The following is a 9,391-nucleotide window of genomic DNA, read 5'->3' as shown; positions in this document are numbered from 1 at the left end:
GGACCAGGCCCTCGACGCTCTCCCAGCCGCAGAGCCCGAGACGCAGCCGCCACCCGGTCCGCGAGCGCGGCGAGCCCGCCTGGCGCAGGACCTCGGCGGGCCGCGCCACCTCGCGCAGCACGGCCACGGCGGCCGCGTTGCGCCGCCGCCGCTCCGCGCGCGACGGCGCGCCGGCGCGCGTCGTCGGGCCTGTCGTGGTGCTCGTCATCCGTCCTGCTCGATCCTTCCGTGCCGCGCCGGGTCGGGGTGCTTCGGGGGTGCTGGGAGGTGCGGGGGTGCCGTCAGGCGCGCCCGACGGGCCTCAGCGGGGCCGCACCAGCCGGCGCGCCCGGCGGGCGGCGCGGCGCACGACGGAGCCCTGCGGGACGGACTCCCGGACGGCCCGCAGCGTCGCGCGCACCTGCTGCAGGTCGCTGCCGAGCGAGCGGATCTGCGCGTCCTTGGCGCCCAGCTCCCGCTCCTTGACCCCCAGCTCGCGGTCCTTGGCGCCCAGCTCGCGGTCCTTGGTCCGCAGGCGCTCCTCCGCCTTGGCCTTCTCGAGGGCCGCGTCGTAGGTGCGGGCCGCGAGCCGACGCTCCTTCGGCGTCAGGGGCGTGAAGGAGGGCGCGACGGCCACGCCGGCGAGCCGCTCGTAGATGGTCGCGAGGTTCGCCAGGGTCGTGTCGTACAGGCCGCGGCGCGTCACGGCGAGCTCGTCACGCAGCGCGGCCTGCCGCTCCGTGACGTCGTGCACGGTGCGGTAGAGGTCGTCGGTGAAGGTCTCGGCGCGGGGGTCGAGCGCCCACTCCGCGTGCCCGATGTCGGTCGCGAAGTAGCGCGTCTTGTGGTGCACGTACAGCGACAGCGGGATCGCACCCATGCCGAACGGCACCATCTGGGCGTGCCCGCGGGTCCCCAGGATCACCGGGAGGTCGGCGAGGGCCTCCAGCCCGGTGAACAGGACGTCGCGGCGGCCCCACAGCACGCGTGCGTCGTCGACCAGCCCGCGCTCGGCGAGCAGCTCGTGGAACGTCATGTCGGCGCGCGCGTGCGGCACGCTCACCAGCCGCCACCCCTCGCCCTTCAGGCGAGCGAGCACGTCCGCCTGGTCGGCGTAGACGCGGTCCCGGTCGAAGCCCGCCGCGACCTGCCGCTTGCCGATGATCGACTCGACGGCGAGCACCTTGCCGTCGCCGGTGTCGAGCTGCTCCCGGTACAGGTCGGGAAACAGGTACGACGAGATCGTCGTGGGGCACGGCTGGTAGGTGACGCGCTCGGGGTCGTGGTCCACGTACTCCCGGATGGTGCGCACGGAGCCGTGGTTGCGCAGCCCGAAGAACACGGACTTGTCGAGCGTCAGGTTGAGGTGCTCGCGGAACGGCTCCGCGAAGTCCTCCTGGTCGATGAACCGGTTGTTCCCGACGGCGAAGACGACGATCGGGACCTCGAGCCGGCGCAGCTGCTCCAGAGAGATGTTCCACTGCCACCCGGAGCGCGCGTTCGCGTTGGTGTCGCGCAGGAACAGGCCGCCGCCACCCACGACGACGGCGTCGAAGTGCTCGTTGATGTGGTCGACCAGCTTCGGGCCCACCGGGTCGCGCAGGGACCGGCTGCCCGCGACCTCGAAGCACGCGCCGCCGGCGAAGCCCTCGAAGGTCTCGCGGACGGCCTCGAACAGCAGCGTGTCGCCGTAGTTCCCGTACGTCTTGATGTCGAAGTGGAACAGGCGCAGACGGCGTCCGGGACGGGCGGCGCGGGAGGCGGCACGGGACGCGCCCGGCTGGGCGGGTCGAGCGGCGGCGGCGTGAGTCGGCACGGCGCGAGCGTAGGCACCGGATGGCCGCCGCAAGGCCGGAATCCGGCCGGATCACCGGCTGCTCATCGACTGTTCATCTGGGGGCCACGACGTGCTCCGCGCGCGTTCTCCCAGCAGCCCGGCAGAGGCTCGCGGCCGGGCCGCCGCGTGGTGGTCGCGGAGTGGTCGCGGGGTGGTCGCGGGGTGGCCGCGGCGGGTCAGAGCGGGCGCGCGTCGCTCTCCAGCAGCACCGGGATGCCGTCGCGCACCGGGTACGCGAGCGGGCGCTCGGGGTCCGTCGAGCGCAGCTCCGGCTCCCCGTCCGGGCCGACGGCGTCGATCAGCTCTGCGCCCGTCACCGGGCAGCGCAGGATGCTGCGCACCCACGGGTCGATCGTGGGGGCCTCGCTCGTGCTGTCGCTCATGCGTCCTCCGCCTGCCGCACGAGCGACAGGACGTCGTCGCGCACCTTCACCATGATGTCCTCGTCGGCCGCCTCGACGTTGAGCCGCAGCAGCGGCTCCGTGTTGGACGCCCGCAGGTTGAACCACCACTGCGGGTGGCCGTCCCAGTGCGCCACGGTCAGCCCGTCGAGCTCGTCGACGTCGGCCTGCGGGTACGCGGCAGCGTACGCGTCGCGCACCCGCTCCCGCGCCGCGGCGGCGTCCGCCACGGTGGAGTTGATCTCCCCCGACGCCACGTACGGGGAGAACATCTCCGCCAGCACCGACAGCGGGTGCGGCTGCTCGCCGAGCGCCGCGAGCACGTGCAGGGCCGCGAGCATGCCCGTGTCCGCGAAGAAGAAGTCGCGGAAGTAGTAGTGCGCGCTGTGCTCGCCGCCGAAGACGGCGTCGTGCTGCGCCATCTGCGCCTTGATGAAGGAGTGGCCCACGCGCGTGCGGACCGTCGTCGCCCCCGCCGCCTGCAGCAGGTCGGGGACGGCGCGGGACGTGATGAGGTTGTGGATCACCGTGGGCGTGCGGCCCGCCGCGAGCTCCTTGGCCACCTCGCGGAGCCCCACCAGCGCCGTCACCGCGGACGGCGAGACGGGGTCGCCGTGCTCGTCCACGACGAAGCAGCGGTCGGCGTCGCCGTCGAACGCGAGGCCGAGGTCGGCGTCGTGCTCCACGACGGCCGCCCGCAGGTCCTCGAGGTTCTTCGGGTCGAGGGGGTTGGCCTCGTGGTTCGGGAAGCTGCCGTCGAGCTCGAAGTACAGCGGCACGACGTCGAGCGGCAGGGCGGGCAGCCCGGCCCCGGTGCCAAGCACCGCGGGCACCGTGTGGCCGGCCATGCCGTTGCCGGCGTCCACGACGACCTTGAGGGGGCGGATGCCCGACACGTCGACGAGCCCGCGCAGGAACGCGGCGTAGTCGGCCAGGGTGTCGACGTCGCGGACCGTGCCCGGCGCGGCCTGGTCCGTGCCACTGCCCGCCGGGTCGTCGAGCAGCCGCTGCGCGAGCTCGCGCACCTCCGACAGGCCGGTGTCCTGCCCGACGGGGCGCGCGCCGGCGCGGCACAGCTTGATCCCGTTGTAGACGGCGGGGTTGTGGGAGGCGGTGAACATCGCCCCGGGGGCGTCGAGCGCGCCCGACGCGTGGTAGAGCCCGTCGGTCGAGCACAGGCCGATCCGCACGACGTCCATCCCGGCGGCGGTGACCCCCGCCGTGAACGCCTCGACGAGCTCGGGGCCGGACTCCCGCATGTCGTGCCCGACGACGACCTGCCGCGCGCCCTCCGGCTGCGCGACCACGCGGGCGAACGCGGCGCCGATCGCGCGGGCCACCTCCGGCGAGAGCTGGTCCGGCACGGTCCCGCGCACGTCGTACGCCTTGATGATGGTGGCCAGGTCGATCGTCACGCCCCACAGCGTACGTGCCCGGCTGCGGCCGGGGGCGGGTGGATCTTCCCTGCCCCCGGGCCCTGCGGGGCGCGCATGTGCAAGGGTGGGCACCGTGCCCGAGCTCTACCCGCTGGAGAACACCGTCCAGCACTACGACTGGGGCTCGCGCACGCGGCTCGCCGAGCTGCTCGGCACGGTCCCCGGCGACGCCCCGGACGCGGAGCTGTGGCTCGGCGCGCACCCCAGCGCCCCGTCCCGGGTGGCGGGGCCCGGCAGGACCCTGCTCGAGCTCGTGCGCTCGGCGCCCGACGCAATGCTGGGCCGCCGGGTCGCCGACGAGTACGGCCCCCGGCTCCCCTACCTGCTGAAGGTGCTCGCCGCGGACCGCGCGCTGTCGCTCCAGGTGCACCCCAAGCCGCACGCCGCCCGGGCGGGGTACAACCGCGAGAACCGCCAGGGGCTCGCGCCCGGCGACCCGTGCCGCTCCTTCCACGACGACCAGCACAAGCCCGAGATGGTGGTGGCCCTCACCGAGTTCGAGGGGCTGGCCGGGTTCCGCGCGCCCCGCGCCGTCCTCGACCTGCTCGACGGGCTCGCCGGCGTCCTCGTGGCCGACGTGCGCGCGCTGCTCGCCGCCGACCGCTCACCGGGCGGCGTGCGCGCCGCGTTCACCCGCCTCGTCGCCGCGCGGCGCGACCCCGGCACGCCCGAGGACGTCGCGACGACCGTGGCAGCCGTGGCGGCGCGACTGGCCGCGGGCTCGCCGTCGTCGCGCGCCGACGCGACCGTGCTGCAGCTGGCCGCCGAGCACCCCGGCGACCCCGGGTCCCTGGCGTCGCTGCTGCTCAACCGCGTCACGCTCGACCCGGGGCAGGGGCTGTTCCTGCCGGCGGGCGAGGTGCACGCCTACCTGTCGGGGCTGGGTGTCGAGGTCATGGCGTCGTCGGACAACGTGCTGCGCGCCGGGCTCACCACCAAGCGGGTGGACGAGGAGGCGCTCCTGGAGTGCGCCTCGTTCGTCCCGCGGCCGCCGCAGCCGCCCCGCACCCGCGCCGCGGGCGGGCGGGGCCAGGTGAGCACCTACCGGGCGCCGGTCCGCGAGTTCGCCCTCACGCTGGCGGACGTCGACCCCGCCGAGGACGTGGAGCTGCCTGCGGAAGGGCCGCGCATCGTGCTGTGCCTGTCCGGCGACCTCACCGTCACCGCGGCGCACGGCGCCGCGCCGGCGTCGCTCGGCCGGGGCGCGTCCGTCTTCGTCCCGCACGACGCGGGGGCGCTGCGGCTGTCCGGCTCCGGCCACGCCGTGTGCGCCTGGGTGCCCTGAGCGCGGAGGCGGGTGCCCGGGTCGTTCGGCCTCTCAGTCGGCTCAGTCGGCCTCTCAGTCGGCCTCGCGCAGCACGCGCAGGTGGCCGCGGCGCGCCGTCTCGGTGACCGACGTGGGCTCGCCCGCGGGCTCCTGCCGGACCCGGCCGGCCTCGCGGACGGCCTCCGCCAGGGCGGACAGGTCGTCGGGGGACGGCGCCGGCTCCTCGAAGGCGGGGGTGAGTCGCACGACCTCCCACCCGCGGGGCGCGGTCAGCCGTTCGGCATGATCCGCGCACAGGTCGTAGCTGTGCGGCTCGGCGTGCTGCGCGAGCGGACCCAGCACGGCCGTGGAGTCCGCGTACACGTACGTGAGCGTCGCGACGGCGGCATGCGTGCATGCCGTGCGCGAGCACTGCCTCACCGATCTCACGTCGGGGAGAATACGCCGCGGCCGGGTGCCGGCGTGCAGGGCTCGCCGCACCGCCGTCGTCGTGACCGCACCGTGACCCGGGCCGGAGCGGCTTACGCTCGTCGGGTGCACCACGTCGCCAGCTCCTCGCCCGAGCCCGCTCCTGGCCTGCCGGGCGCGGGAGCCGTGCCCCCGACCCGCCGGCGCGACCGGCGCGGGCGCGGTGTGCGCGGCCCCCTGCTGCCGCCGGGGATGCCGGCCCACCGGACGCGGGCGGAACAGTTCGACGACCTGGTCCTGGACGTCGTCGAGACGCTGCAGCGGCGCTGGGGGCCGCAGCTCGCCGGCACCGAGTTCGCCGTCGAGGACGTGCCGCCCTCGGAGCCCGCGCCGTGGGAGAGCGACGGCGTCCCGCTGGGCCGTTGCTTCCCCGCCGAGTCCGGACGGTCGGCGCGCGTCGTCGTCTACCGGCGGCCGGTGGAGTTCCGGGCCGCCGACGACGCCGACCGGGCCGACCTCGTGCGCGACGTCGTCGTCGAGCAGGTGGCGCACCTGCTGGCCCGCACGCCCGAGGAGATCGACCCGGGCTACGACTCCTGACCCGGGCACGCCTGCCCACTACCCCTGGCCGGGAAGTTGTCAGACCCAGGGCCGGGTATGCCCGGACGTGGTTCTGACAGGTCGCGTCAGCCCGCGGCGTCCACGGCGCGGACGTCGACCGCGCCGGGCGTGGTGACCGCCGCAGTGGGCGCGACCGTGGCCACGAGGCTCCCCGTGGTCGCCGTCCCGTCGTCCGCGCGCAGCAGCGCCGCCCAGGTGACGGCCACGTCACCGCCCGCGGCCTCGCCGCGGTCCACGCTCACGCCCGCGGGCACGGTTCCCTCGTCGACGACGTTGACCAGCGCCACTGCGGTCGTCTGCCCGGCGGTGAGGTCGACGTCCGTGCTGCCGATCTCGGCCCCCGCCGCGTCGTAGGCGTGCAGCGTCACCGGCACGGTCCCCGTCGGGTCGGTGTCAGGGTCCCGGTCCGCGGGCGCGGCCGACAGCACGACCCCGGTCCGCACCCCGCCCGGCACGCCCAACTGCCCCGCCGGGCCGGCCTCGCCCGACACCGCCAGCGGCTGCCCGGCCGACCACGCCACGTCGTACGGCGTGCCGTCCACCACCGAGTCCGCGGGCTGCTCGCCGGGCTGGTCCGTGCGCGCGGCTCCCACGACCGGCACGTCGGCGTCGACGACCACCGAGTAGGCGCCCGCCGGCAGCCCGCCCAGGGGGAGGTCGGACACGACGCCCGGCTCCAGCTCCACCTCGTCGGCCCCGCGCAGCACGACCGGCCCGGAGGGCCCGTACACGCTCACCCGCGCGGTCCCGCCGACGTCCCCGGGCGCGAGCACGCGCAGTCGCGGCGCGTGCGGGTCGTCCACGGCCTCGCCCCGGCTCAGCACGGCGCCCACCGCGAACGTCTCGTGCGGTGCCGCGCCCGTCGTCACCACGTCGACACCGGCAGGCAGGAGCCCGTCGATCGCCTGCGTCTGCAGCGACGCCGTCACCCGCGCCCCCGACGCCCGCACGTGCACGGCGAGCCGGTCCTGCTCGGGGGCGACCGCGCCGAGCGGCGTCGTGACCTGGTCGTGCGGCGCGACGGTGAACGCGCCGCTGCCGCCGAGCGCCACGGGCCCCTGGGGCCCGTAGACGTCGAGAGCGACCGTCGCGGGCCGCTCCGAGGGGTTCTGCACGGTGAGCGTCGCCGTCTCCCCCACCTCGGTGCCCCCGCCCACCAGCCACTGCGACGTCGACGGCGCGGCGCACGAACCCGCACCCAGGCCTCGGAGGTCGCCCTGCGTCGTGACCGAGGCGAGGGTGCCCGCGGCACGGAACGGCGCGTCCGCCTCGGGGGTCGCCCGCAGCACGCGGGTGCCGCTCACGTCGTCCTGCAGCGCCGCCGCGGCGTCTCCCGTGGCCAACGGGGTCGCGCCCTTGCCGCCGAGGCCGGTCGTGCGCGCCTCGCCCGCGGCGTCGCCGAGCACGATCGCGCCGAGGCTGGTCGTCGTCGGCACGGGGGCCGCGGCGAACTGCGAGTCGCCGACGTCGGCCCCCTTCGGGAGGGCGACGGGCGTCGGGCAGACGAGCGTGGCGTCGGCAGGCTGTACGCCCACGGTGCGCGTCCCGGCCGCGACGGCCCGCTGCTCCGCCCCGGTCCACGACTGCGCCCACTGGTCGCCCAGGACGGCCACGGCGGCCAGCGCCGCGACGGCCGCCACCCCCGTGACCGCTGCCGCCGTCGCGCGCAGGCCGCGCCGCGCCCGGGTGTCCCGCACGTCGTCCCCCGTCCCGCCGGTCCGTCGTCCTTCGGTCTTCCGTCCTTCGGTGCGCCGCGCGCTCATCGTCCGCGCCGCCGTCCGACCGGCAGCGCCAGCAGCGCGTGCACGAGCAGCACCACGCCCGCGAGGACGAGCCACGCGGTCCGGTGCGGCGACTCGTAGGCGACCTGCACCCGGCCGGCGTCCGGGCCGACGGCGAAGGCCTGCGTGCCGCCGGCGTCGACGGCCGCCAGCCGTCGCCCGTCGAGGGTCGCGTGCCAGCCGCTGTCAGCGGTCTCGGCGAGCCGCAGGGTGCGGTCCTCGGCGCCCTCGGTCAGGCGCCCGCCCGCGCTGGTGCCGTCGGACGGCAGGGTCCGTACCGCGCTCTTCGGCGCGAAGAACGGGGAGGGGGCCTCGGCGGCGCCGCCGTCCCGCAGCACCGTCGCCCAGCCGGGCGCGGGCCCGTCGGTGGTGACCCGCCAGACCAGGGCGCCCTCCTCGGTGACCCGGGCGAGCCCGGGCACGAGGTCGAGCGTGGTCACCAGGTCCGTGTCGCCGCCGGCCGGCACCTGCACGGCGCCGATCCCGAGCGCGGCGATCCGGTCGGCGACGTCCGTGGACCGGCCGGTGGCCACCTCCGCCACGACCTGGTCGAGCAGCGCGGTGTCGGTGCGCTCCGGGCCGGCGAGCACGCCGGCCGCCCGGGCGCGCACGACGGTCGACGAGTCCTCCAACCGGGTGCCGTCGGCGTGCAGCAGCGTGTAGTCGACGACCGTCGCACCGCTCGCGACCCCTGAGGCTCCGGCGTCGCCGGGCGCGACCCGGTCCAGCTGCAGCACCCGCGCGGAACGGGGCGGCGCCTGCATCTGGGTGCCGACGGCGGGCACCACCGGCTGCGCCGCGGCCTGCAGGTCGCCGACGGCGCCGCCTCCGGTCGAGCCCAGCACCCACGAGCCGAGCTGGGCCACGGGCAGGGCGAGCGCCACGACGCCGACGGCCACGAGGCCGACGGTCCCTGCCCGCCGCAGCCGGCCCCGCTCCTCGCGGACGGGCGCCGCCGGGACCTGCCGTCGTCCGGTCGAGGGCAGCGCGGTGACCGCGGCCGCACCAAGGGCCAGCAGCAGCACCGAGAGCCCGACGCCGGGCCAGCCGGTCACGCTCGCGGCCGAGCCGTCGGTCGCCGTGCCGCTCGCCACGACGGTCGCGACCGCCAGGACCGCCGTCGCGAGCCCCGCCGCGGCGCCGAGCCACGCGAGCCGGACGCCGCGCACGGCGCGCGGGCGCACCAGCGCGACGGCGGCGAGGACGAGGACGGCCACGCCGAGGAGTGCCGGCCCGACCAGGGCGAAGCGTCCGAGCGGGCCGTCCGTGCCGAGCCACCGCTCGAACCAGACGGTGTCCCCCGGCAGGCCGAGCAGCAGCTCGAGGGCGGTGGGGGCGCCCTGGGCGGCCAGCGGCGCGCCGGGCTCGGCCACCAGCAGGCGCCACCCCCCGTCCGACCAGCTGCCGAGCACCTCGCCCCAGAACGGCAGCGGCACCACGACGGCGGGCAGCAGCACGAGCAGCAGCGACCGCCACGACCGCCGCACCACGAGGGCGGTGACGCCGATGAGCACGGCGGCCACCGGCAGCAGCACGGGCGCCGCGCACACGGCGACGGCGAGCAGGAGGCCCGCGGCGCCCGCGGCGCCGAGGGACCCGCGGCGGCGCGTCGGCGTGTGCACGACGTCGCGCGCGTGCGCCCCCACGGTGCGCAGCAGCGC

Annotated in this window: 8 protein-coding genes and 1 pseudogene; 2 read left to right on the top strand and 7 right to left on the bottom strand. The window is 76.8% G+C overall.

All coding sequences use genetic code 11. The annotated features are described in order from the left end of the window. The 4 genes from ACFT55_RS16215 to ACFT55_RS16200 all read right to left on the bottom strand — a co-directional run. Positions 1-208, bottom strand: a 208-nt coding sequence (locus ACFT55_RS16215; protein WP_380244873.1) for a hypothetical protein, incomplete at its 3' end; no start/stop codon positions are given. Positions 209-301: 93 nt separating this feature from the next. Next, the gene (locus tag ACFT55_RS16210; RefSeq protein ID WP_380244872.1) at positions 302-1,795 is read right to left on the bottom strand and encodes a polysaccharide pyruvyl transferase family protein; all 1,494 of its coding nucleotides are present in this window, start codon (positions 1,793-1,795) and stop codon (positions 302-304) included. A 197-nt stretch (positions 1,796-1,992) separates the two neighbouring features. Beyond that, positions 1,993-2,199 carry a Trm112 family protein gene (locus tag ACFT55_RS16205; RefSeq protein ID WP_380244871.1) on the bottom strand — a complete coding sequence of 69 codons (207 nt, stop codon included), beginning with the start codon at positions 2,197-2,199 and terminating at the stop codon, positions 1,993-1,995. Then, the gene (locus tag ACFT55_RS16200) at positions 2,196-3,632 is read right to left on the bottom strand and encodes a phosphomannomutase/phosphoglucomutase (protein WP_380244870.1); all 1,437 of its coding nucleotides are present in this window, start codon (positions 3,630-3,632) and stop codon (positions 2,196-2,198) included. Before ACFT55_RS16200 ends, ACFT55_RS16205 begins: the two co-directional genes overlap by 4 nt. A gap of 94 nt (positions 3,633-3,726) precedes the next feature. Here ACFT55_RS16200 and manA point away from each other — a divergent pair, with 94 nt between their 5' ends. Continuing rightward, positions 3,727-4,938, top strand: a complete 1,212-nt coding sequence (gene manA, locus ACFT55_RS16195; protein ID WP_380244869.1) for a mannose-6-phosphate isomerase, class I — start codon at positions 3,727-3,729, stop codon at positions 4,936-4,938. Between the two features lie 54 nt (positions 4,939-4,992). Here manA and ACFT55_RS16190 read toward each other — a convergent pair whose 3' ends face one another. Then, positions 4,993-5,349, bottom strand: a complete 357-nt coding sequence (locus ACFT55_RS16190) for a DUF3499 domain-containing protein (RefSeq protein WP_380244868.1) — start codon at positions 5,347-5,349, stop codon at positions 4,993-4,995. A gap of 105 nt (positions 5,350-5,454) precedes the next feature. On the opposite strand from ACFT55_RS16190, the gene ACFT55_RS16185 reads away from it, so the two are divergent. Beyond that, positions 5,455-5,928, top strand: a complete 474-nt coding sequence (locus ACFT55_RS16185) for a metallopeptidase family protein (RefSeq protein ID WP_380244867.1) — start codon at positions 5,455-5,457, stop codon at positions 5,926-5,928. Positions 5,929-6,014: 86 nt separating this feature from the next. On the opposite strand, the gene ACFT55_RS16180 is transcribed toward ACFT55_RS16185, so the two are convergent. After that, complete coding sequence (locus tag ACFT55_RS16180) at positions 6,015-7,646, bottom strand: DUF5719 family protein (protein WP_380244866.1); 1,632 nt, start codon at positions 7,644-7,646, stop codon at positions 6,015-6,017. A gap of 62 nt (positions 7,647-7,708) precedes the next feature. After that, a pseudogene (locus ACFT55_RS16175) lies at positions 7,709-9,391 on the bottom strand (hypothetical protein); the annotation flags it as partial.

Source organism: Isoptericola sp. NPDC057191, assembly GCF_042670225.1.
In the GTDB taxonomy this organism is placed as follows: domain Bacteria; phylum Actinomycetota; class Actinomycetes; order Actinomycetales; family Cellulomonadaceae; genus Isoptericola.
The sequence above is the reverse complement of the archived record's forward strand: the minus strand, read 5'-3'. Positions and strand labels throughout refer to the sequence as shown.